19 protein-coding genes are annotated in these 21316 nt (G+C 54.1%); 7 read left to right on the top strand and 12 right to left on the bottom strand.

All coding sequences use genetic code 11. The annotated features are described in order from the left end of the window. Positions 1-25 precede the first annotated feature (25 nt). The 4 genes from SMB34_RS06630 (at position 26) to SMB34_RS06615 (ending at position 5659) form a co-directional block, all read left to right on the top strand. The gene (locus SMB34_RS06630) at positions 26-298 is read left to right on the top strand and encodes a DUF2160 domain-containing protein (protein ID WP_007091528.1); all 273 of its coding nucleotides are present in this window, start codon (positions 26-28) and stop codon (positions 296-298) included. A 137-nt stretch (positions 299-435) separates the two neighbouring features. After that, on the top strand, positions 436-2187 hold the full coding sequence (locus SMB34_RS06625; RefSeq protein WP_037988665.1) for an ABC transporter substrate-binding protein: 1752 nt from the start codon (positions 436-438) through the stop codon (positions 2185-2187). A gap of 207 nt (positions 2188-2394) precedes the next feature. After that, entirely contained in the window at positions 2395-4698 is a 2304-nt protein-coding gene (locus SMB34_RS06620; RefSeq protein ID WP_156962650.1) for a methyl-accepting chemotaxis protein, read from the top strand. A gap of 112 nt (positions 4699-4810) precedes the next feature. Next, the gene (locus SMB34_RS06615; protein WP_037988660.1) at positions 4811-5659 is read left to right on the top strand and encodes a tetratricopeptide repeat protein; all 849 of its coding nucleotides are present in this window, start codon (positions 4811-4813) and stop codon (positions 5657-5659) included. A gap of 59 nt (positions 5660-5718) precedes the next feature. On the opposite strand, the gene SMB34_RS06610 is transcribed toward SMB34_RS06615, so the two are convergent. The 3 genes from SMB34_RS06610 to SMB34_RS06600 all read right to left on the bottom strand — a co-directional run bounded on the left by SMB34_RS06610 (position 5719) and on the right by SMB34_RS06600 (position 7983). Beyond that, positions 5719-6189, bottom strand: a complete 471-nt coding sequence (locus tag SMB34_RS06610) for an NfeD family protein (protein WP_037988658.1) — start codon at positions 6187-6189, stop codon at positions 5719-5721. Positions 6190-6210: 21 nt separating this feature from the next. Next, positions 6211-7137, bottom strand: coding sequence for an SPFH domain-containing protein (locus SMB34_RS06605; RefSeq protein ID WP_007091533.1), 927 nt, complete (start codon positions 7135-7137; stop codon positions 6211-6213). A 195-nt stretch (positions 7138-7332) separates the two neighbouring features. Then, positions 7333-7983 (bottom strand): NTP transferase domain-containing protein, encoded by a 651-nt coding sequence (locus SMB34_RS06600; protein ID WP_051682157.1) that lies wholly within the window; start codon positions 7981-7983, stop codon positions 7333-7335. 189 nt (positions 7984-8172) lie between these two features. On the opposite strand from SMB34_RS06600, the gene sugE reads away from it, so the two are divergent. Beyond that, positions 8173-8493: a quaternary ammonium compound efflux SMR transporter SugE gene (gene sugE / locus SMB34_RS06595; protein ID WP_037988656.1), complete on the top strand. Its 321-nt coding sequence runs from the start codon at positions 8173-8175 to the stop codon at positions 8491-8493. A gap of 69 nt (positions 8494-8562) precedes the next feature. Here sugE and hydA read toward each other — a convergent pair whose 3' ends face one another. From hydA to aptA, 7 genes are all read right to left on the bottom strand, one after another. Then, complete coding sequence (gene hydA / locus SMB34_RS06590) at positions 8563-10014, bottom strand: dihydropyrimidinase (RefSeq protein WP_007091536.1); 1452 nt, start codon at positions 10012-10014, stop codon at positions 8563-8565. Positions 10015-10155: 141 nt separating this feature from the next. After that, positions 10156-11142 (bottom strand): ABC transporter substrate-binding protein, encoded by a 987-nt coding sequence (locus SMB34_RS06585; RefSeq protein WP_037988652.1) that lies wholly within the window; start codon positions 11140-11142, stop codon positions 10156-10158. A gap of 59 nt (positions 11143-11201) precedes the next feature. Then, positions 11202-12359, bottom strand: coding sequence for an ABC transporter permease (locus SMB34_RS06580; protein ID WP_037988650.1), 1158 nt, complete (start codon positions 12357-12359; stop codon positions 11202-11204). Beyond that, entirely contained in the window at positions 12356-13285 is a 930-nt protein-coding gene (locus SMB34_RS06575; RefSeq protein WP_051682156.1) for an ABC transporter permease, read from the bottom strand. Before SMB34_RS06575 ends, SMB34_RS06580 begins: the two co-directional genes overlap by 4 nt. Next, positions 13275-14066 carry an ABC transporter ATP-binding protein gene (locus SMB34_RS06570; RefSeq protein WP_037988720.1) on the bottom strand — a complete coding sequence of 264 codons (792 nt, stop codon included), beginning with the start codon at positions 14064-14066 and terminating at the stop codon, positions 13275-13277. The genes SMB34_RS06575 and SMB34_RS06570 overlap by 11 nt, the downstream gene beginning before the upstream one ends. Positions 14067-14261: 195 nt before the next feature. Continuing rightward, entirely contained in the window at positions 14262-15128 is an 867-nt protein-coding gene (locus SMB34_RS06565; protein WP_037988718.1) for a nitrilase-related carbon-nitrogen hydrolase, read from the bottom strand. A 176-nt stretch (positions 15129-15304) separates the two neighbouring features. Further along, positions 15305-16636 (bottom strand): omega-aminotransferase AptA, encoded by a 1332-nt coding sequence (gene aptA / locus SMB34_RS06560; protein WP_037988716.1) that lies wholly within the window; start codon positions 16634-16636, stop codon positions 15305-15307. A 436-nt stretch (positions 16637-17072) separates the two neighbouring features. On the opposite strand from aptA, the gene SMB34_RS06555 reads away from it, so the two are divergent. Together SMB34_RS06555 and SMB34_RS06550 are read left to right on the top strand one after the other, a co-directional pair. Then, positions 17073-17714 (top strand): TetR/AcrR family transcriptional regulator, encoded by a 642-nt coding sequence (locus SMB34_RS06555; RefSeq protein WP_037988647.1) that lies wholly within the window; start codon positions 17073-17075, stop codon positions 17712-17714. Positions 17715-17872: 158 nt separating this feature from the next. After that, complete coding sequence (locus SMB34_RS06550) at positions 17873-18643, top strand: substrate-binding periplasmic protein (RefSeq protein ID WP_240478764.1); 771 nt, start codon at positions 17873-17875, stop codon at positions 18641-18643. A 64-nt stretch (positions 18644-18707) separates the two neighbouring features. Here SMB34_RS06550 and SMB34_RS06545 read toward each other — a convergent pair whose 3' ends face one another. Then, positions 18708-19985: a Zn-dependent hydrolase gene (locus SMB34_RS06545; protein ID WP_037988642.1), complete on the bottom strand. Its 1278-nt coding sequence runs from the start codon at positions 19983-19985 to the stop codon at positions 18708-18710. A 34-nt stretch (positions 19986-20019) separates the two neighbouring features. Further along, a complete protein-coding gene (gene preA / locus SMB34_RS06540) occupies positions 20020-21297 on the bottom strand; it encodes an NAD-dependent dihydropyrimidine dehydrogenase subunit PreA (RefSeq protein WP_037988641.1) in 1278 nt (425 codons plus the stop codon). Positions 21298-21316 lie beyond the last annotated feature (19 nt).

Below are 21316 nucleotides of genomic sequence, written 5' to 3'. Positions count from 1 at the left end.
TCGGAAAACAGGAAGGAATAAAACAATGACTTGGATGGCCTGGACCCCGATTACCGCCGTGTTCTTTTCCTGCATCATTTTGATGCTGATCGGAATGGGAATATGGCAGGCGGTTTCACCAACCGTTCCGCGCCGTGGCTTCCTGCCACTCGAAACAACCCGCGGGGATCGCCTTTTCATCAGTTTGCTTGGTGCAGCCTATATCCATCTCGGCTTTATGGCATTTAGCGATGCCGCCATCTGGATCGCATCAATCGTTGCCCTTTTCTGGCTCATCATCGTGATGCGATGGGGCTGAACAATCCGGAACGGGTACTGTTTCCTGCAACGGTGCCGTTCCTGTCGTCATTCATCGCGGCGGGTACTGTCTTCCCCCGTCACGGGTGAACCGGATTTTTCCGGAAGTGCAATGGAAGACAACCAGGGAGGAACGACATGATCGTCAAAGCCAAAGGCTCCTCTGCCATTCTCAAAGGCAGTGCAATTGCGGTCGCACTCGGTCTTGCGGTATTTGCCAATCCGGCAGCAGCAGACCAGTACACCGACGCGGCAAAAAAATGGATCGATAGCGAATTCCAGCCGTCGAGCCTTGATAAAGATGCCCAGATGGCCGAACTCGAATGGTTCATCAAAGCAGCCGAGCCGTTCCGCGGCATGGAAATCAACGTGGTATCCGAAACCATCACCACGCACGAATATGAATCAAAGGTTCTGGCTAAAGCCTTCTCGGAAATCACCGGGATCAAGCTGACCCATGACCTGATCGGTGAAGGCGACGTGATCGAAAAACTGCAGACCCAAATGCAGTCCGGTCGTAACATTTATGACGCCTACATCAATGACTCCGACCTGATCGGTACGCATTCGCGTTACGATGCGGTCGTTCCGCTGACCGACTTCATGGCAGGCGAAGGCAAGGACGTTACCTCGCCGACGCTCGACCTTGAAGACTTCATCGGCCTGTCCTTCACCACCGGTCCGGATGGCAAACTTTACCAGCTTCCCGACCAGCAGTTCGCGAACCTTTACTGGTTCCGCTATGACTGGTTCCAGCGCGAAGACCTGCAGAAGCAGTTCAAGGACAAATACGGCTATGACCTGGGTGTTCCGGTCAACTGGTCGGCATACGAAGACATCGCCGAATTCTTCACCAACGACGTGAAGGAAATCGACGGTAAAAAAGTCTATGGTCACATGGACTACGGCAAAAAAGACCCGTCTCTAGGTTGGCGCTTCACCGACGCATGGCTTTCGATGGCTGGCGCTGGTGACAAGGGCATCCCGAACGGTCTTCCTGTTGATGAATGGGGTATCCGCGTTGAAGGCTGCGCACCTGCAGGCTCCAGCGTCACCCGTGGTGGTGCGGCCAACGGCCCGGCGGCTGTTTACGCTCTGACCAAATACATCGACTGGCTTAAAGCCTATGCTCCGCCAGAAGCAGCCGGCATGACCTTTGGCGAAGCCGGTCCGGTTCCGGCACAGGGCCAGATCGCCCAGCAGATATTCTGGTACACCGCCTTCACCGCCGATATGGCGAAAAAAGGCACCCCGGTCGTGAACGAAGATGGCACGCCGAAATGGCGTATGGCACCTTCGCCGCACGGCCCGTACTGGGAAGAAGGCATGAAGCTTGGTTATCAGGATGTGGGTTCCTGGACCTTGATGAAGTCCACCCCGCCTGAGCGTCGTAAAGCTGCATGGCTTTATGCGCAGTTCGTCACGGCGAAAACCACCTCGCTCAAAAAGACCCTTACCGGTCTGACTCCGATCCGTCAGTCTGACCTTGATACCCAGGCGATGACCGACATCGCACCGAACTGGGGTGGTCTGGTTGAATTCTATCGTTCCCCGGCTCGCGTCCAGTGGTCGCCGACCGGCACCAACGTTCCGGATTACCCGAAACTAGCTCAGCTCTGGTGGCAGAACGTTGCCGAAGCTGTAACCGGCGAACGCACCCCGCAGGAAGCAATGGATAACCTTGCAACCGCGATGGACCGCGTTTTGGAACGTCTGGAACGTGCAGGTATCGGTGGTGAATGCGCACCGAAACTGAACGAGGAACAGGATGCCCAGTACTGGTTCGACCAGCCCGGTGCTCCGAAACCGAAACTTGATAACGAAAAACCGCAGGGTGAGACCGTCAAATACGACGATCTGATCGCGGAATGGAGTGCGGCCCAGAAATAATCCAGGCCTCACAACTGGGGGTGCCGGGGGTGATTTATCATCCCCGGCCGTCCCAACAATTTCTCTAACAACTTATTTGTTCGTACCGATTTCAAAACACGATCCGGCTTTTATGGATCGATAAAAACCGAAGACATCCGGCAAACCGGATGCAAGGTCCCATACAGGGAATGTCTGGCTCATGGCGGGCACGACAGGGAGGAAACAGTGAATACCGCGATTAAAAAACGTCGCGCTGGCCTTGGCATTCAAGGTCGGCTCATGGCTTCTTTTGCCCTGATTCTGGTGCTGGCCGGTATTTCATCGGTGGTTTCCTGGATCTCGTTTGGCAACAGTCGGGCGCTTGTCGCCGACATAACTAATGATAGCCTACCCTCGATCATCCGGCAGATGGAACTTGCCATGGATGGTGTCGGACTGGCGGCTCAGGCACCGGCACTGGCAACATCGCGCAATGCCGATGAACTGGCTGAAACAGAGGCACGCCTTGATGCCCTGATAGGCGATGCCCGCACCCGGCTTGGCGAAATTGCAGCGACCAATCCGGAACCTTTGATGTTGCCGGTTGCTCCGACCAATTCCGAAACGAACGCAAATGCGGGTGACGCAGAAACACCGGATCAGGTACCGAACCAGACCGTGGAACCGGAACAAACCGTTGCTGTCGACGCAATTGAAACCCTGACCGCACAGCTTGACGATATTGTTGCACGCCGCAACACACTGCATGAATTGACCATGCAGCGGCTTGAACTTGAAAAGCAGCGCGGTGATCTGACCCTTGATATGGTCTTTGCCTATAGCGATCTTTCAGAATTCATCAATCCGCTGGTCGAGGTTGTTGATATCGATGTCTCGCGCGGTATATCGCGTGTTGTAGATGGCAATAGCGATACGGTGGCTGAGCTGGAAGAAGCCATCAGATTTTCCCAACTGATTTCCGAAATCCGCGCCAACATGAATCTTGCATTTGGCATGTTGACCGCCGCCATCGCCGTGCCAGAAGGCGATGCCATGGACGAGGTCCGCAATCAATGGAGTTGGGCGGAACTTCGCATTTCAGACGCGCTGGAAAAATTGCCCAATAACAATGATGGCACTCAGATAAAAAAACTGGCCGAGGCATTGCTGGTTTATGGCGCAGGTAAAGACAGCGTTTTTGATCTTCGCGAAACCGAATGGGACAATCAGTACAAGACAGAACAAACTCTTGATGCGACCCTGACCAGCGCCGAAGCACTGAGTACATCCATCACACAACTCGTTGACGCCAAACGTCTTGAGGTTGACGACAGTGCAGCCAATGCGCTGACACAGGTGGTCCGTGATCAGCAGCTAATTGCCCTGATTGGTGTTACGGTGCTGGTGATCTCGCTTCTGATCCTGATTTTCTATGTCCGTGGCAACCTGATCAAACGTCTTCTGCGTGTGATTGACGGTATGCGCCGCGTCGCAAATGGTGATCTTTCGACCGAGGTTCGCGATGCCGGTCACGATGAAATCGGTCGCATGGCAGAAATTCTGGGACAGTTCCGCGAAACCAGTCTTGCCGCCCGGCGGGCCGAGGAAAATGTCACCCACGAACGCGAGATTGCCGAAACCGAACGCCGCCGCGCCATGCTGGAACTGGCCGACGCGTTCGAAGCATCGGTAATGCAGGTTGCAAAGGATGTCTCACGCGAGGCCGAAAACATCCAGATAACCTCCAATCAGGTGCGCGAACAGGCCGAAGTCGCATCCAGTAACGCCACAGGCGTTGCCGGTGCGTCCGAGGAAATATCGATCAATATGGCATCTGTTTCCGATGCGGCAAAGTCGCTGTCTGAGCGAGTCCGTGATACAGGCCTTCGCGCCCAGCAATCGGTGGATGCCGCCACCAACGCGGTAGATGCCGCCCGCCACACCAGCGAAACCATGCACGAGCTTGAAACCGGTGCGCAGGAAATCGGCGAAATCCTTAACCTTATTCAGGATATCGCCGCCCAGACCAACCTTCTGGCTCTGAATGCAACAATCGAGGCAGCCCGTGCAGGCGACGCAGGCAAAGGCTTTGCAGTTGTCGCGCAAGAGGTCAAAAACCTCGCCAATCAGACCGGCACGGCTACCGACCGGATTGCCCAGCGCATCACCGGGATCCAGACAACAACCGGTATCGCGGTACAGGCCATCACCACCATCCGCGACAGCATCACCGGCATTCACGAAACGGTTGGCGAAATGTCGGCAGCCGTTGACGAACAACAGGAATTCGTCGCCGAAATCGCAAGCAACGTCGAACAATCCGCCACCGCGGCCAGTGAAATGAACGCAACAATTGCACAGGTCAGCACAGCAGCAGATGACAATCTAAAGGCCGTCGATGGCCTGCGACAGGCAACAGATCGTCTGCGCCATCAATCCGACGATCTCGGAAAGCGCGTGCGCGATTTCCTTGACTCCATCCGGTCCGAGAAAGCAGCGACAACCCGCCAGCAAAACAACAAAACCATAGATGAAGCCTCCCTCCCGTGAGCGCACTTGTCTGGGGCCCGATAAGGATGCCCTTCCCCCGAACGTCACAGTCGGGTCCCGGATTTTTCGCCCGGTTTCGTTGGCTAACAAAAAGCGATATACAGGAAGCAGCATGAAAAATTTGATCGCGCATATCCTGAAATCCTCGACAGTGACGACAGGCATCACGCTTTGCCTGATGGCGACGGCAACCGCCGCATCCCCGCTTGATGAAGGGGTAAATTCGTATCGTCACGGCAATTTCGAAGCTTCGGCCAAAACATTTGCGCCGCTTGCCGAACAGGGCAACGCCACCGCGCAGTACCTTCTGGCCTGTCAGATGATTAACGGGGTTGGCGTCAATGCCGATGAAAAACGTGGCTGGGAGTTGATGAAAGCATCAGCCGACAATCACAATCCGGATGCCAGCATGGTCATCGCCCGAAGACTGGAAGCAACCGGTGCGAAAACCGACAATATCAGACCGCTTTATCAACAGGCTGCAGATCAGAACCAGACACAGGCAATGCTGTGGCTTGCCCTTGACGCCATGGATCAGGGCAAGCCCGATCAGGCAAAACAGCATCTGAGCACTGCCTGGGAAGCTGGCGATCCGCGGGCGGCAACCTTGCTTGCCAATCGGTTTGCAGACAGTGACGCCGCCCGTTATCAATATCTGCGTCAAGCCGCCGAACGTGGTGAAATGCGTGCAGCGGCCTATCTTGCTGAAGAAGCCCGCATCCTTGGTGACCCCGTCGAAGCTATTGGTTGGTGCGCCATCGCGACAGGCCTTCCAGGCCATGATCAGCATGCGGACTGGAAATCGATTGGCGATGCCGTAGAAAAAAACTGCAGTCAGTATGACAAGGATCTCTCCTCAGCTGACCGCGCCACAAACCGCGAAAAGGTCGATCAGTTCCTTGCAAGATTCTTTGACGGCTACAAACCCTGGAAGCCATGGCGACCCTGCGCCGTGAACTAGCCAAATGAAAAAATCCCCGATCTTGCTGATAGGGGATTTTAACTTGCAGGCCACATTAATTAATCTGGATCGTCGGCTTTGACCGCCTCGACAAGAAGCGTACTTCCTTCAATCCCGCAGACACGGACTTTCTGACCTTCAACAAGTTCCTCATCCGACTTCAGAACCCAGCTTGATCCATAGACGTTTTGACGAACGCGGCCATTGGTCGTCTTTTCAGTCAGAACAGTCGTTTTTCCGACCAGCGATGACCGCGTGCTGCTGACATCTTCCTCTTGCGCCCCCGAACGCGCGGGGCGAAAGAACCGCCGCCCGATTACAAATGACAGCACACTGAACACGCCAAATGCGATCAGTTGTAGTTCCACCGAGACATCGGGAACCAACAGAACAACAAAACCCGCTGCTGCTGCTGCAACTGACAACCACAGGAAAATGATCCCCGGCAGCAACATTTCAAGCACCAGCATAAGGCAGGCCAGAATCCACCAATGCCAGAACTCGATGCCCAGTTCAGAAAATAAATTCATTTTGGCAATCCCGAGATCGTTTTAGCTTTTGTCTGTCTGAGAAATCGTTTTGATCAATTCGGTTACACCGCCAATCGATCCAACAACACCAGACGCATCCAGCGGCATGAAGACAAGTTTGCTGTTAGGGCTTGATGCGATCTGGCCAAGCGATTCAACATATTTCTGGGCAACAAAGTAGTTGATTGCCTGAACATCGCCTTCGCGGATGGCCTTGGAAACCGTTTCGGTTGCTTTGGCTTCTGCCTCGGCGGTGCGTTCGCGTGCCCGCGCATCAAGCTCGGCAGCGGCCATGCGTCCTTCGGCAGCCAGGATCGCCGCAGATTTTTCACCTTCGGCGCGCTTGATGTTAGCTTCTCTCTCACCATCGGCCTCAAGAATCAGCGCGCGCTTCTCGCGCTCGGCCTTCATCTGACGGTTCATCGCTTCCGTAAGATCCTCGGGCGGCTGTACATCCTTGATTTCAACCCGGGTGATCTTAACCCCCCAATCACTGGTCGCTTCATCAAGAACAGCCAGAAGCAGCAGGCTGATTTTCTCCCGATTTGACAGCATTTCATCAAGTTCCATGGAACCAAGAACACTGCGCAAATTGGTCATGGCCAAATTCTGTACGGCATAATCAAGGCGCTCGACCTTATAGGCGGCATCTTTGGTATTGGTTACCCGGATAAAGACCACACCGTCGACCACAACGGATGCGTTATCGCGCGAAATCACTTCCTGGCTGGGGATATCAAGCACACGTTCCATAAGGCTCATGCGCTGTCCGACACGATCAAAAACCGGGATCAGGATATGCATTCCAGGATCAAGTGTCCGCAAATACCGACCAAGCCGTTCGACGGTAATTTCGTAACCCTGCGGCACGATCTTGACGCTCAAAAACGTCAGCACAACAGCCAGAAAGACAAAAGCGACAGAAAATATTGCAAAGGTCGAATGCATGATAAGCCCTAATTATTTAAGCTGGACGCCGAATAAACGGCATCAACAAGGTCCGTTTTATTCAAAACCTCAGCGAAACGATACGTTTAAAACAAAACAGATTTAATCATAGGGATAATATGCATTTGCTATGCAAGAAAATTGTGTGAATGCCTTATCGTAAAACCACCAGATACTTGAAGTACACGTCGAAACTCAAAGACGCTTTTCGTCGATATATCCCGACAGCATTTCATCAAGCGCACTGAGATCTTCGGGTGCGTTGACATTGACAAACGGAGCCATGTCGCCAGACCGCACCGGAAACGCCACATTAGCGGCCCCCATGGCACGCAGTGCCCCGCCAACGCGGCGGTCTTCATCGCGAAGTTGGTTGCCAATGATACCAGCCCCGGCGCGATGCCAGATAGCAGACAGGTAGTGATCCCGTCCGGCATGGCTGGCAAAGGCTGCTTTTTTACCGCCCTCTGTCGCCGCCTTAAGCAATTGGACGACCATATCATCGGGTACAATCGGGCAATCGACGGGAAAGGAAACCAGCCAGTCGACACCATCGGGCAAGCTCAATAGTCCGCCCAGAATCCCGCCCAACGGCCCCAGCCCCGGTTGGGGACTGTCTGGAACGACCGGCAGATTGAATTCAGCAAAAAATGCCCCGCCTTCGTTGCTGGAAATCATCAGGTGATTGCATTGCGCGGATGCCGCGCTGATCACATGCGCAATCAAGGGTTTGCCTGCCAGTTCACGAAACGGCTTGTTTCCACCCATACGTCGCCCCTCGCCCCCGGCAAGAATCAATCCGGCGACTTTGGGATGATCGGACAGGCTGTTTGCATCGGCTGACATCGGCAGGATAACGTCCGTTTATTTTGATCACGATGGCATGGCATCATTGCTGGGCAGGCATTTGCCAGTGGGGCATTTTGCCCCTATATAAGGGTCGAAGACAATGACAGCGTGCTGTCACGTGATCGGACGACCGAATACGCTTGATGATGACGACCGGGGACGGCCCCTTTGAACAAGGAGGCCGTTATGGCTTGGGTTGCATTACTTTTGGCCGGAATTCTGGAAGTTTGCTGGGCTGCGGGCCTTAAATATTCCAACGGTTTTACCAATCCTCTTCCGACAATTTTCACCCTGACGACCATGGCCGGAAGTTTCTGGCTGTTGACCTTTGCCATGCGTAGCATCCCGCTTGGCACCGCCTATGCGATCTGGACCGGTATCGGTGCGGTTGGCGCGGTGATATTTGGCGTGGTGGCACTTGGTGAAATGCTGAGTGTCGCAAGGATATTGTCCATTTCCCTGATCCTTGCCGGAATCGTCGGACTTAAGTTTTTCAGTCCGGCATGATCACTATCAAATGGAAACGGGCGGCCCCAAAACCACCCGTTTCCCTGATTTTATTTGAATGAGGATAAATCACACGCCGGCAGGAATGCCGCTACGCTCTACTTTACGCGGAGACGTCAGCTCTTTCCATTTTGAAAGCGCCTTGTTCACTGCTGGATAAGCATCCCGCCGCACGAATTCACCATCGCCGCATTTGCCAATCACGACGCCTTCTTCAGCGGCAATCCGGCCGCGGCTGATGGTGTAGCGTGGCAGACCGGTGACTTCATGGCCTTCGAACACGTTGTAATCAATTGCCGATTGCTGATGTTCGGCGGTGATGGTTTTCGATGCCTTCGGGTCCCAGACCACAAGGTCCGCATCCGCCCCGACAAGAATCGCGCCCTTGCGCGGATAGACGTTCAGGATTTTGGCGATATTGGTCGAGGTCACGGCAACGAATTCGTTCATCGTCAAACGACCGGTATTGACCCCATAGGTCCACAGCAACGGCATGCGGTCTTCAAGACCGCCGGTGCCGTTCGGGATTTTGGTAAAATCACCAACTCCCATGCGTTTCTGCTTTGTCGTGAAAGCACAATGGTCGGTCGCAACAACCTGCAAGCTGCCCGATGCCAGACCGTTCCAAAGACCGTCCTGATGCAGTTTGCTGCGGAAAGGTGGCGACATGACGCGACGGGCCGCGTGATCCCAGTCCGCGTTGGCATATTCACTTTCATCCAGAATCAGATGCTGAATCAGCGGCTCACCAAACACGCGCTTGCCATTGGCACGCGCACGGCGGATGGCTTCGTGCGCCGGTTCGCAGGACACATGCACGATATAAAGCGGCACATTGGCCATATCTGCAATCATGATCGCGCGGTTACACGCCTCGCCCTCGACATCAACAGGCCGGGAATAGGCGTGCGCTTCGGGCCCGTTATTACCAGCATCAAGCAGACGTTGCTGAAGTGTCGCGACCACATCGCCGTTTTCGGCATGAACCAGCGGCATCGCGCCGAGTTCCGAACAGCGAGAGAAGGATGCAAACATTTCATCGTCATCGACCATCAAAGCCCCCTTATAGGCCATGAAATGCTTGAAGGTGTTGATGCCCTTTTCCTCGACAACGATTTTCATCTCGTCAAAGACCTGCTCTCCCCACCATGTGATCGCCATGTGGAAAGAATAATCGCAAACCGCCTTGGTCGATTTGTTATCCCACGCCTGAAGTGCTTCAAGCAGCGACTGATTAGGTGCCGGCAGGCAGAAATCGACAACCATCGTTGTGCCACCTGCAACGGCGGCCTTGGTGCCGCTTTCAAAATCGTCTTCGGAATAGGTGCCCATAAAAGGCATTTCAAGATGGGTGTGCGGGTCAATCCCACCGGGCATGACATAGCAGCCGTCGGCATCAACAACCTTGTCCCCGGTCAGGTTCTGACCGATCGCGGCAATCTTGCCATCTTCAATCAGGATATCGGATTTATATGTCAGATCGGCGGTAACGATTGTTCCGCCACGAATAACCATGGACATGGGTGGCTCCTTGTCTGTCAGTCTATCGTAAGGCCCGGAAAGTTGCGGGAAAGCCCCGGCATCCCTGCCCGTTTTCAGTTTCATAAGATGGCTTGTCACCCGGCAGGTCAGTTACACCTGCCGGGTGACAGGATCGGATCGTTACATCGACGCCTTGTCGGTAACGGCGTGGCTCCACGCACCCTCCGGCTTTTTGGTGATAACCGGGTCGGAACCGCCCGACAGAAGGCTATCAACGGTGCGCTGATAGGCCGCTTCGTCAAGCTTTCCGTCGTCATCCAGCAGCTTGGCAATTTCCTGCATCATGCGTATCTGATGCTTTTCTGTCTGGGCACCGGTTGCGTCGTTATCCAGAACGATCATTGCGGCGTCTTCCGGGTTTTCCTTTGCCCACTGCCAGCCTTTCATGCTCGCAGCAACGAAGCGGCCCATCTTCTCGACAAATGCCTCGTCCTTCAGATTGTCTTCAAGAACATAAAGGCCGTCTTCAAGCGTCGCGACACCCTGATCTTCGTATTTGAAGACGTTCAACTGATCTTCGGTGATACCGGCATCAATGACCTGCCAGTATTCGTTATAGGTCATTGTTGAAATGCAATCGGCCTGCTTTTGCAACAGCGGATCAACGTTAAAGCCCTGTTTCAGAACCGTAACACCCTTTTCGCTGCCATCGGTCGGAATGCCAAGCTTCGACATCCAGCTCAGGAACGGATATTCGTTGCCAAAGAACCAGACGCCAAGCGTACGACCCGGGAAATCATCCGGGCTTTCAACACCGGTCTCCTTAAGGCAGGTCAGCATCATGCCTGACTTGGCAAAGGGCTGCGCAATGTTTACCAGCGCAACACCCTTTTCTCGCGATGCCAGTGCGGATGGCATCCAGTCGACGATCACATCGGCACCACCACCGGCAATAACCTGTGGCGGGGCAATGTCCGGGCCGCCCGGATTGATCGTGACGTCAAGACCGGCTTCTTCATAGAACCCCTTGTCCTGCGCCACATAGTAACCGGCGAACTGTGCCTGGGTTACCCATTTAAGCTGCAGGGTGACTTCGTCCGCTGCCATCGCCGAAAACGATGCCATACCGACACTTAACCCTAACGCAGTCGCAAATATTTTCTTCATTCGTCGATGTCTCCTCAGGTTATTGTCAAGTCCTCCCGACGGGCCGTCTTTTGATGCCTTTAATGGCGACGTACCCGAAATGACGGATGCCATGACGTCGCCTTTCTTTCGACGTAGGCCACAGCTCCGTAAAAGGCGGTCCCCGCCAGGGCCGCCAATGCAATTTCCGCCCAGACCATATCGACATTCATCCGCCCGACTTCTGTCGATATCCGGAATCCCATGCCTACAATCGGGGTGCCGAAAAATTCGGCAACGATGGCGCCAATCAGCGCCAGCGTGGAGTTGATTTTAAGTGCATTAAAGACAAACGGCATTGCGGCCGGTAACCGCAACCGAAACAGGGTCGACCAGTAACCCGACGCATAAGTCGCCATCAGGTCCTTCTCAAGCGCGCCTGCAGCATTCAACCCGGTCACGGTATTCACCAGCATCGGGAAAAACGTCATGATCACGATCACTGCCGCCTTGGATTGCCAGTCAAACCCGAACCACATCACCATGATCGGTGCCACACCGATGATCGGCAGGGCAGACACCATATTGCCCAGCGGCAAAAGCCCCCGTTTCAGAAACGGTACCCGATCCACCGCAATCGCCACGATAAAGGCACTGCCGCAACCGATCACATAGCCGCTGATCACGGCCTTGATGAAGGTCTGATGGAAATCGGCAGCCAGAATGTCGGTCGAATTGACAAAGCGAACGCCAATGGCACTTGGCGCAGGCAGCAAAACCTGCGGCACGCCAAAACCGGCCACGATCACTTCCCAAAGGAACAGCAACCAGACACCAAACGCGATTGGCACCAGAATATTCGCCGATTGCTGTTTGGCAGTTTCAAGGCTGCGATAGCGCGCAACAACATCAATCCCCCGCCAGACAAACGCCCAAAGCGACAGGATAAACAACCAGAACCCGGTTCCAGCATGACCGGCAATACCATAATCATAAAGTGCTTCAATCGCCTGCCAGCAGCCAAACACCGCCACCGCAAGGATGATCACCGCATACTGAATGTGCCCCACACCAAGCCACGTAAATGCAGCACCGGCAATCACGCATAGTGCCATCGCCACCGCAATACCGGAAATGTCGCTGACAAAGGCGATCTGTTTGCCGCTTTCCGGATCAACCCCGCTCAGCGGAAAGATCAAAGCCAGCAAAGCCGCGATTGCCGCAACCAGACAGAATTTATCAAGTTTCACGTCGGTCATCCGCGTACTCCCATCCGGGCAAGAACGCGACGTTCACACCAGCCGACCAACACCACCATAATCGCGGCAACAAAGGCCGCCGTCAGTAATGCCGACCAGATCTGGATCGTCTGCCCGTAGTAGGACCCGGCCAAAAGGCGTGCGCCCAACCCTGCCTGTGCCCCCGTCGGCAATTCACCGACAATTGCCCCCACCAGACTGATCGCAATCGCGACCTTCAGGCTGGCAAACAGATAGGGCATCGCCGATGGCAATCGCAACGCCCAGAAGGTCTGCCATTTCGAGGCATTATAGGTACGCATCAGATCAAGCTGGATCACCTGAGGCGACCGCAGTCCCTTGACCATGCTGATCGTCACCGGGAAGAAACACAGATAGGTCGAAATAATCGCCTTTGGCACCAGTCCCTTAAGGCCAATCGCACCCAGCACAACCACAATCATCGGTGCGATGGCAAGGATCGGAATGGTCTGGGATGAAATCACCCACGGCATCAGACTTTTTTCAAGTGTGATCACATGAACAATTCCGACCGCCAGCAGAATGCCAAGTGCGGTTCCGATCACAAACCCCAGCAGAGTCGATGAAAGCGTCACCCAGGTATGGTAAACCAGCGACCGTTTCGACGTGATCGCAGTCGCAAAAATGGTTTTATACATTTCCTGCGCGACCTGATGCGGGGCCGGAAGGATCGGTCGTTCCTGCGCCAGTGTATCTTCGATCAAACGCGTCGTTGTCCAGGTTTCCCCGGCACGGTTATAGCGGTCAATCTGGGTCGGCGCGTTCATGAACACCGCCCCGATATACCAGATGACAAACAGCGCAATCAGCACCACCGTCACCGGACCAGCCTGCCCGGACATCAAACGCGACCACAGCGATTCTCCGCCAATCGCGCCATTCATCGTTGCGGCATTACTCGTCATAGCTATGCCCCGCCCGCAGCCCTTCGCGCACACGATGGGCGACTTCCAAGAATTCTGGCGTTTCGCGGATGTCAAGGCCTCGATCCTTCGGGAAATCGGTTTTGATCACATCAATGATCCGGCCCGGCCTTGGCGACATCACAACGATCTTGGTCGACAGGTAAACCGCCTCGGGGATCGAATGGGTGACAAAGGCCACCGTCTTGTTGGTCCGCGCCCACAATTTCAGAAGCTGTTCGTTCAGATGATCGCGCACAATCTCATCCAACGCCCCGAACGGCTCATCCATCAGAAGCAGATCGGCATCGAAACTTAGAGCACGCGCAATTGATGCACGTTGCTGCATCCCGCCCGAAAGCTGCCACGGGAATTTCTTTTCAAACCCGTTCAGTTCAACAAGTTTAAGTGCCTCGTGCCCCCGCTTGATGCGTTCTTCGCGGGGAACTTCCATAATTTCCAGCGGCAGGGTCACGTTGCGTTCAATCGAGCGCCACGGCAGCAATGCCGGCGCCTGAAACACATAGCCATAGGCACGATTTTCACGCGCTTCCTGCGGGGAAACGCCATTGATCGAAATATCGCCACCCGTGGCCTTTTCCAGATCGGCAATCACACGTAACAGCGTTGTCTTGCCGCAACCCGACGGGCCGATAAAGGAAACGAACTCGCCGCGTTCGATTTTCAGATCAACATCAGACAGGGCATAGACCGGCCCGTCAGCGGTTTGAAAGGTCAACGACAGTTTTTGAATATCAACAACTGCGTCGGCGGATGCGGGCATTTGCGCCACATTATTGACGACTGCTTTTAACGTCATGGGGTATCCCCTGATCGAATGTCTCTCTAAAGCCTCCCTCAGGGTCGTTGCCCTGAACCTTGCCGACTTGTCTTTTGCCCGGTCATTTGGCGCCGGAATATAAAATGTCGGTCAAAGCAAAACGGCGAGCGGGACACATGCTCCGTTCGCCGTTAAATCTCAGTTGCCGTCGGTCAGGCGGGTATAGGTCGAAGGCCGACGGTCGCGGAAAAACTGCCATGTGTTCCGCACTTCACGTACCATGGACATATCCATGTCATGCACGATCAGTTCGTCCTGATCGCGCGATGCTTCCTTTTCAATCACGCCACGCGGATTGACAAAATAGCTCTGGCCGTAAAACTCGCCAATGTTCCACGGCATTTCGCGGCCAACCCGGTTGATCGCCCCGATATAACATCCGTTGGCAACTGCCGATGCGGGTTGTTCCAGCTTCCACAGATGTTCCGAAAGCCCGGCCACGGTTGCCGACGGATTGACGATATATTCCGCACCATTTAACGCCAGCGCACGCCAGCCTTCCGGGAAGTGTCGGTCATAGCAGATATAAACGCCAAGCTTGCAATATTGGGTATCAAACACCGGCCAGTCCGAAACGCCGGGCTTGAAGAAAAACTTCTCCCAGAAACCGGCAACCTGCGGAATATGGGTTTTGCGATATTTGCCAAGATAGGTCCCGTCGGCATCAATCACGGCGGCGGTGTTGTAATACACACCGGTAATTTCCTGCTCGTAGATCGGAACGACGATGACCATTTTATGCTTTTTGGCCAGTTCGCACATCAACTGCGTGGTCGGGCCATTCGGGATTTCTTCGGCCGCGGCGTACCATTTCGCATCCTGGCTCGGACAGAAATAGGGTTGTGTGAAAACTTCCTGAAAACACAAAACCTGCACGCCCTGCCGCCCTGCCTCTTCGATATAGGGCAGATGCGCGTCGATCATGGCCTGACGAATTTCGTCTGGCGACTGTTCGGTTGAACCCTTAAGGCTCATCTGAATCAGTCCGCCTCTCAGCATAGACATCCGAGATACCTCCTTGATCTGATATGTGCCATATGCCGGCTTTTGCCGATCTTGTGGCTTGGTCCGGTTTGCGTCCCCAATTCCCATGATGGGACGCAAACCGGAAAATCGTGAAACGTAACGTCTCCTTCGGGCTTTCGCCCACCCTGTCCGCAGCGGAACAGGGGAAAAAATCCCTAGTCGATTTCTTTCAGCACATCGCGCAGCGTGCCAAACAGCTGATCGATATGTGATTTTTCAATGATCAGCGGCGGCGAAAGCGCAATGATATCGCCCGTCGTGCGGATCAGAATGCCCTTCTCGAACGCCTGCAGGAACGCGCTGAAGGCGCGCTTGGTCGGGAAACCTTCGATCCCTTCAAGCTCGATCGCGCCGATCAGGCCAAGGTTACGAATATCCTTGACCTTCGGCAGATCAATCAGGCTGTGAACCGCATCTTCCCAATATTGACCAAGTTCCTGCCCTCTGGTGTAAAGGCCGTCCTCTTCATAGGTCTCAAGCGTCGCAAGGCCCGCCGCACAGGCAACCGGATTGCCCGAATAGGTGTAACCATGGAACAGCTCGATCATGTTTTCCGGGCCGGACATAAAGGTATCATGGATGTCGTCGGTCGCGAAAACAGCCCCCATCGGGATTGTCCCGTTGGTAAGCCCCTTTGCCGTTGTCACCAGATCCGGCTGAACACCGAAATAATCAACGGCAAACGGGGCACCAAGGCGCCCAAAACCGGTAATGACTTCATCAAAGATCAGAAGAATACCATGCTTGGTGCAAATCTCGCGCAGGCGTTCCAGGTAGCCTTTTGGCGGGATCAGAACACCGGTCGACCCAGCAACCGGTTCGACAATCACAGCAGCGATGGTCGACGGATCATGAAGCGCGCAAATACGTTCCAGATCATCGGCCAGAAACGCACCATGTTCCGGCTGGCCGCGGGTAACGCCGTTTTCGTCAGGCAGATAGGTGTGACGGATATGGTCAACCCCGCCCAGCATCTGGCCAAAGGTCTTGCGGTTGCCCGAAATACCACCAACCGAAATACCGCCAAAGTTAACACCGTGATAGCCGCGTTCACGACCGATCAAACGGGTCCGCTGCCCATCCCCGCGTGCCCGGTGATAGGCAATCGCGATTTTAAGTGCGGTTTCAACCGATTCAGAACCGGAATTGGTATAAAAAACATGGTTCAAATCGCCCGGCATAAGCTGCGCCAGACGGCTGGCAAGCTCGAACGCCTTGGGATGGCCCATCTGGAATGCCGGGGCATAATCCAGTTCGTCCATCTGTGCCTTGACCGCCTCGACGATCTTGGGACGCTTGTGACCTGCGTTGCAGCACCAAAGCCCGGCAGTACCGTCCAGAATCTGGCGGTTGTCATCGGTCTGGTAATACATGCCTTCCGCACTGACAAGCAAGCGTGGGGCCTGCTTGAACTGGCGGTTTGCCGTAAACGGCATCCAGAATGCCGAAAGATCGTTCGGCCGACTGATTTTCGTGGTGGCTGTCATAAAAAGGTCTCCCGTACCTTTCTTGTGCTTCCCTGACATCGTTCTGACGGACAAAATCCGTGACCAAACCAATGTCCGACTTTATTTAATATCCATCACACCCCGGATGCGTGATATGTCGCACACAGGATGGTCAGAACTGCACCGCATGGCGGCACAGGAAAAAATCGTTAGCACGGGAATCTCCCATGCACTAGCGCTTTAAAGTCACCGGGAACTGGTTTCGAATTTTCGACTGCCAAATGCCATTTCAGCGACCCTGATTTTTGTTTACGGCACCGAATTTCTGTTTATCTTTCACCGGAGTTGTTCAAAATTCTGGACATCTCTGGTTGGTTCGGCGCGTATTTTAGACTTGCTTTTTAGTATCTAAAGTAGAGATTATTTTAACCTGACCAAACGGTCAAGATAAATGACGCAATTTCGGGGAACGTCGATGAGTGCAGTCAAATCCGGGCAAAACGGCGCACATAAAGCCGCCATTCGCCAGGAAAACGAAGAGCAAATTCTTGCCGCTGCCGAGCTGGTTTTTGCCGATTACGGCTTCAAGGGCGCAACCACCGCGCGGATTGCCGAAATTGCCAAGGTGCCCAAGGCCAATGTGCATTACTATTTCAGCACCAAGGAAGCCCTTTACCGACGGATCATGGAAGACATTTGCGATCATTGGCTTGAAGCGGCAATGACATTTGAAAACAGTTCCGACCCGGCCGAAATTCTGCGCGGCTATATCGAAGCCAAGATGGATCTGTCGCGTGCCCGCCCGCACGGTTCGCGCGTCTGGGCGCACGAAATCATCCGTGGTGCAAAGTTCTCGTCCGACTACATTTCAACCACAGTCAAAAACTGGCTTGATAGCCGCGTGGTGGTAATCAATCGCTGGATCACAGAAGGCAAGATGGACAAGGTCGAACCCTACTCGCTAATGTATATGATCTTTGCCACAACCCAGCATTACGCCGACTTTGCCCGTCAGATCGAAATCTTCAATAACGATCACCCGTTATCGGATACCCAATTCGCCGAGGCCAAGGAAAATGTCGTGCGCATCATCCTGAAAGGCGTCGGGCTGTCTTAAAGACAACCACAGCAACAAAGCTGCCTGCCCCACACTAACGAATAGTTGAAAAATATACCCATCCCCCAAATCTGAAATCGACAAACACTGATCTATTTTCAACGGGGGCCAGCATGCATTTTCAACGCGTATTCATGTACGCGACCGGATTTGGCATCATGCCTATGCTTATTCTGACGTGCATGGTCCTGTCCGCAATCACCAATCATGCCCATGCCGCATCTGATACCTGCAAACAGATTGTCGTTGGTGGTGCGGCAGGATGGGAACCGATTTCTTACTTCGACAGCAATGGCCATGCACAAGGCATTTCGATTGATATCCTGCGTCGATACACGCAGGAAAACAATATCAGTCTGAAAGTACATTTTGAAATCCCGTGGAACCGGTCGATCCAGATGCTCGAAGCCGGTGAAATAGATGTGATGGCAGGCGCCTATTCCACGGCCGAACGGGCGATGACTTTCATCTATTCCCTTCCGTATGCATTCGATGATGTCATGGTCTTTCAGCATGTTGACCGACAATTTTCCGTGCAAAACATAGAAAGCCTGATCGGTCACAGCGGTGCCCGCCCGCAAGGCGGAAGCTACGGCGATTTCATTGACCGGTATGCCAATGATCGGCTCGACATGATTTATTCACCAACCGGCAACCGCATATTCGATATCCTGATGAACGGGCGGGTCGATTATGTGTTGCTCGGGCGGTATGACGGCATGGCCAATGTCGCGATTGATGGTATCGAGCAACAGGTGATTGCCATTGAACCACCACTGGCAGTGAATGAAGTTCAATTCATGTTTTCGCGCAGCAGCCCGTGCGTTCCGCACATCGCCCGGATCAACGACTTGATCACGGAACTCGACAGCAACGGACAACTTTCCGAATGGGTCGCCCTTCACCTGCCCAAATCCAACAGCAACTGACAAAAAAAGACCGGCACAAGGGCCGGTCCAGTCTGGAGTATTCAGGGGAGGTTCTCGATATCGCTTAAACCGACTGTGTCATGACCGTTTCATCGGCTTTGGCCAGAACGGCATGCAGCAAAACCTGCCCGCCTGCATCCGACCAATGCTTATGAACTTCTTCAATCTCGTTATGTGAAATGCCATCAACACACGGGATAAAGATCATCGCCGTCGGGGTCACTTGCGCCAGGTAGCACGCATCATGACCGGCACCCGACACGATCTCGCGAGCCGAATATCCGCCGATTTCGACAGCATTGCGGACCGCATCGACACAGGTTTTGTCAAACGGGACCGGGGCGTAATAGAAAATCTGTTCCAACTCGGTTTTCAGGCCGATGTCGGATGCGATTTTCTCCACCCCTTCGCGAAGCGCCTTATCCATATCGGCCAGGACCGCGTCGTCAGGATGGCGGAAATCGACAGTAAAGAACACCTCGCCCGGGATCACGTTGCGTGAATTGGGGTGAATCTGCATCATCCCAACCGTCGCACAGGCCAACGGGGAACGATCCAGACCGATCCTGTTGACCAGATCAACCACACGCGACGCCCCCAACAATGCATCCTTGCGGGTTTTCATCGGCGTCGGGCCGGCATGGGCCTCAACACCGGTGAACTTGATTTCGTACCAGCGCTGCCCCTGTGCATCGGTGACAATGCCGATATCCTTGCCTTCATCTTCAAGGATCGGGCCCTGTTCGATATGGGCCTCGAAATACGCGCCCATCGGATGGGCGTCAATCGTGGCTTCGTCATCGCCAAGATAGCCGATGCGTTTCAATTCCTCGCCCATCGTCTTGCCATCGACATCAGCGCGCGAATGGCCGTAATCAAGATCGAACACCTTGGCAAAAACGCCTGATGCCACCATTGCCGGGGCAAAGCGCGACCCTTCTTCGTTGGTCCAGCAAACGACTTCAAGCGGTGCTTCGGTTTCATATTTGGCTTCATTGAGCGTTCGGATCACTTCAAGTCCCGAAAGCACACCATAAACGCCATCATATTTTCCACCAGTCGGCTGACTATCAAGGTGGCTTCCCATAACGACAGGGGGCAGTTCAGGATTACGACCTTCACGGCGGGCAAAGATATTGCCCATCTTGTCGATACGGATCGTGCATCCCTCCGCCTTGCACCATTTGATGAACAAATCGCGGCTTTCACGATCCAGATCGGTCAGCGCCAATCGGCAAACGCCATCCTTGGCGGTTTTGCCAATCTTTGCCATCTCCATCAGGCTGTCCCAAAGCCGGTCACCATTGATCGACAGATTACGCACACTTGGTTGAACGGTCATGTAGATATCCTTTTGTCTGTCTTCCGGCTTGGGATTACTCGGCAGCCTGCCGCATCGGGTTAAGCGGATGTTCCGGCCAGGTCATATAAGGTTTGTCGGTTTTGACCGGCTCCATGGTGATGCAATCAGGGACCGGGCAGATGTGATAGCAAAGGTTGCAACCAACACATTCCTCGTCGATGACAACAAACTCACGGTGCCCGTCTTCCTTGACATTCATCGCAATCGCCTGATGCGATGTATCCTCGCATGCAATATGGCAACGACCACATTCGATACAATTGTCGGGGTTGATCACCGCCTTGGTATCGAAATTCATGTTAAGCTCGTTCCAATTCGCGACCTGCGGCACGGCCGCACGCGTGAACTGTTCGACACTGGTGTAACCCTTGTCATCCATCCACTGGCTCATGCCGTCGATCAGATCATCAACAACCCGGAAACCATAGATCATCGCGGCCGTGCAGACCTGCACCGCATTTGATCCCAGCGCCATGAATTCAACGGCGTCTTTCCATGTGGTAATGCCACCGATGCCGGAAATATGCAGATCGCGGGTTTCCGGCGTACGGGCAATTTCGGCGACCATGTTAAGGGCAATCGGCTTGACGGCCGACCCGCAGTAACCGCCATGCGTCCCCTTGCCATCAACCATCGGCTCGGGAACCATGCTTTCCAGATCGACCGAAATGATCGAGTTAACAGTGTTAATCAGCGACACGGCATCCGCCCCGCCTTTTAACGCGGCCTCCGCCGACCACAGGATGTTGGTGATGTTTGGCGTCAGTTTGGTAAAGACCGGAATATCAACCGCATCCTTGACCCAGCGCGTGACCTGTTCGACCATTTCAGGAACCTGCCCGATGGCCGATCCCATGCCGCGTTCGCACATTCCGTGCGGGCAGCCAAGGTTAAGCTCGATCCCGTGCACACCGCTTTCGGCGATCTGCTGAGCCAAATCCTTCCATGCCCGTTCTTCAATCGGGGCCATCATGGATCCGATAATCACATGATCGGGATATTCTTTACGGCATTCACGGATTTCCTGAAGGTTGACCGAAAGCGGCCTGTCGGAAATCAGTTCGATATTGTTGATACCAAGCAAACGGCGGTTCTGGTCATGATGCGCGCCATAGCGCGACGATACGTTAACCACCGGCGGGTCAATCCCCAGTGTCTTCCAGACAACGCCGCCCCATCCGGCTTCGAATGCGCGAACAACGTTGTATTTCTTGTCGGTCGGCGGTGCGGAGGCCAGCCAGAACGGGTTCAGTGAATCGATCCCGGCAATTTTGCAGCTTAGATCAGCCATTTTCTCTCTCCCTTTCTGG

The organism is Thalassospira permensis NBRC 106175 (genome assembly GCF_000714555.1).
Classification (GTDB): Bacteria; Pseudomonadota; Alphaproteobacteria; order Rhodospirillales; family Thalassospiraceae; genus Thalassospira; species Thalassospira xiamenensis.
Note: the sequence above shows the minus strand (reverse complement) of the source record. Positions and strands in the feature narration are given on the sequence as shown.

Excerpts from the sequence above, each read along its gene's own strand:
- SMB34_RS06630 (WP_007091528.1), top strand. The coding sequence starts at position 26 with ATGACTTGGATGGCCTGGACCCCGATTACCGCCGTGTTCTTTTCCTGC.
- SMB34_RS06625 (WP_037988665.1), top strand. The coding sequence starts at position 436 with ATGATCGTCAAAGCCAAAGGCTCCTCTGCCATTCTCAAAGGCAGTGCA.
- SMB34_RS06615 (WP_037988660.1), top strand. The coding sequence starts at position 4,811 with ATGAAAAATTTGATCGCGCATATCCTGAAATCCTCGACAGTGACGACA.
- SMB34_RS06610 (WP_037988658.1), bottom strand. The coding sequence starts at position 6,189 with ATGAATTTATTTTCTGAACTGGGCATCGAGTTCTGGCATTGGTGGATT.
- SMB34_RS06605 (WP_007091533.1), bottom strand. The coding sequence starts at position 7,137 with ATGCATTCGACCTTTGCAATATTTTCTGTCGCTTTTGTCTTTCTGGCT.
- SMB34_RS06600 (WP_051682157.1), bottom strand. The coding sequence starts at position 7,983 with ATGTCAGCCGATGCAAACAGCCTGTCCGATCATCCCAAAGTCGCCGGA.
- sugE (WP_037988656.1), top strand. The coding sequence starts at position 8,173 with ATGGCTTGGGTTGCATTACTTTTGGCCGGAATTCTGGAAGTTTGCTGG.
- hydA (WP_007091536.1), bottom strand. The coding sequence starts at position 10,014 with ATGTCCATGGTTATTCGTGGCGGAACAATCGTTACCGCCGATCTGACA.
- SMB34_RS06585 (WP_037988652.1), bottom strand. The coding sequence starts at position 11,142 with ATGAAGAAAATATTTGCGACTGCGTTAGGGTTAAGTGTCGGTATGGCA.
- SMB34_RS06580 (WP_037988650.1), bottom strand. The coding sequence starts at position 12,359 with ATGACCGACGTGAAACTTGATAAATTCTGTCTGGTTGCGGCAATCGCG.
- SMB34_RS06575 (WP_051682156.1), bottom strand. The coding sequence starts at position 13,285 with ATGACGAGTAATGCCGCAACGATGAATGGCGCGATTGGCGGAGAATCG.
- SMB34_RS06570 (WP_037988720.1), bottom strand. The coding sequence starts at position 14,066 with ATGCCCGCATCCGCCGACGCAGTTGTTGATATTCAAAAACTGTCGTTG.
- SMB34_RS06565 (WP_037988718.1), bottom strand. The coding sequence starts at position 15,128 with ATGTCTATGCTGAGAGGCGGACTGATTCAGATGAGCCTTAAGGGTTCA.
- aptA (WP_037988716.1), bottom strand. The coding sequence starts at position 16,636 with ATGACAGCCACCACGAAAATCAGTCGGCCGAACGATCTTTCGGCATTC.
- SMB34_RS06555 (WP_037988647.1), top strand. The coding sequence starts at position 17,073 with ATGAGTGCAGTCAAATCCGGGCAAAACGGCGCACATAAAGCCGCCATT.
- SMB34_RS06550 (WP_240478764.1), top strand. The coding sequence starts at position 17,873 with ATGCCTATGCTTATTCTGACGTGCATGGTCCTGTCCGCAATCACCAAT.
- SMB34_RS06545 (WP_037988642.1), bottom strand. The coding sequence starts at position 19,985 with ATGACCGTTCAACCAAGTGTGCGTAATCTGTCGATCAATGGTGACCGG.
- preA (WP_037988641.1), bottom strand. The coding sequence starts at position 21,297 with ATGGCTGATCTAAGCTGCAAAATTGCCGGGATCGATTCACTGAACCCG.